This is a genomic window from Streptomyces sp. SP18BB07, assembly GCF_036322545.1.
In the GTDB taxonomy this organism is placed as follows: Bacteria; Actinomycetota; Actinomycetes; order Streptomycetales; family Streptomycetaceae; genus Streptomyces; species Streptomyces deccanensis.
In genome coordinates this window covers 1-1,160 of record NZ_JAQYWT010000361.1, presented here as the reverse complement: position 1 = coordinate 1,160, position 1,160 = coordinate 1, and the positions used below count along the sequence as shown (strand labels likewise).

Below are 1,160 nucleotides of genomic sequence, written 5' to 3'. Positions count from 1 at the left end.
CTAGTGTCCTGCGCCGGAGATCCGTCGGCAGAGGCGGGCGAGGGAGTCGAGGATTTCTTCGGCGGTCTTGGTCCAGATGAACGGCTTGGGGTCTTCGTTCCAGTGCTTGACCCAGGTCCGGATGTCAGCTTCCAGAGCCTGGATGTTCTTGTGCGCGCCGCGGCGGATCATCTGGTGGGCCAGGTAGCCGAACCACCGCTCGACCTGGTTGATCCACGAGGAGCCGGTCGGGGTGAAGTGCAGCTCGAACCTGGGGTGTTTGGCCAGCCAGGCCTTGATCGCCGGTGTTTTGTGAGTGCCGTAGTTGTCCACGATCAGGTGGACCTGCAGGTGCGCGGGCACCTCCTTGTCGATCCGGATCAGGAACTTCTTGAACTCCACGGCCCGGTGGCGTCGGTGCAGGGCCGTGATGACCTCGCCGGTGGCGACGTCGAACGCGGCGAACAAGGTGGTCAGGCCGTTGCGGACGTAGTCGTGGGTGCGCCGCTCGGGCATGCCCGGCATTATCGGCAGCACCGGCTGGGACCGGTCCAGGGCCTGGATCTGCGACTTCTCGTCCACCGAGAGCACCACCGCGCCCTCGGGCGGGTTGAAGTAGAGGCCGACGACGTCGTAGACCTTCTCGATGAACAACGGGTCCGTCGACAGCTTGAAGGTGTCCGCCAGATGCGGCTTGAGCTGGAACTGCCGCCAGATCCGGCCGACCGTGGACTTCGACAGGCCACTGTGCTCGGCCATCGATTTCCGCGACCAGTGGGTGGCGTTCTTCGGGATCTCCTCCAGGGTCGTGACCACGACCGCCTCCACCTGATCGACACTGATGGTGGGCGGCCGTCCCGGCCTCGGCTCATCAGCCAGACCGTCCAGCCGCTGAACCAGGAAACGCCGCCGCCACTTGCGGACGGTGTCCGCGGTCACCCCAAGATCGCGGGCGACCGCGACGATCGGCGGTACTTCCGGCCCCGCGCATGCCAGCACAATCCGTGCCCGCAGGGCCATGGCCTGGGCCGATGTCGCCCGACGCGTCCACCGCTCCAACTCCGCCTGCTCCTCAGCGGACAGCAGTAACGGCTCCAACTTGGGGCCCCGACGGGGAACTGACGCACCAGCAGCAGAAGTCATGCAACTACTAACGATCAACTACTGGCGCAGGACACTAG

At 65.5% G+C, this 1,160-nt stretch carries 1 protein-coding gene; it reads right to left on the bottom strand.

Annotated elements, in window-relative coordinates; genetic code table 11:
- Entirely contained in the window at positions 1 to 1,122 is a 1,122-nt protein-coding gene (locus PUR53_RS39780; protein WP_329894557.1) for an IS630 family transposase, read from the bottom strand.
- Positions 1,123 to 1,160 lie beyond the last annotated feature (38 nt).

Coding starts and splice junctions, on each gene's coding strand:
- PUR53_RS39780 (WP_329894557.1), bottom strand. CDS start 1,122: ATGACTTCTGCTGCTGGTGCGTCAGTTCCCCGTCGGGGCCCCAAGTTG.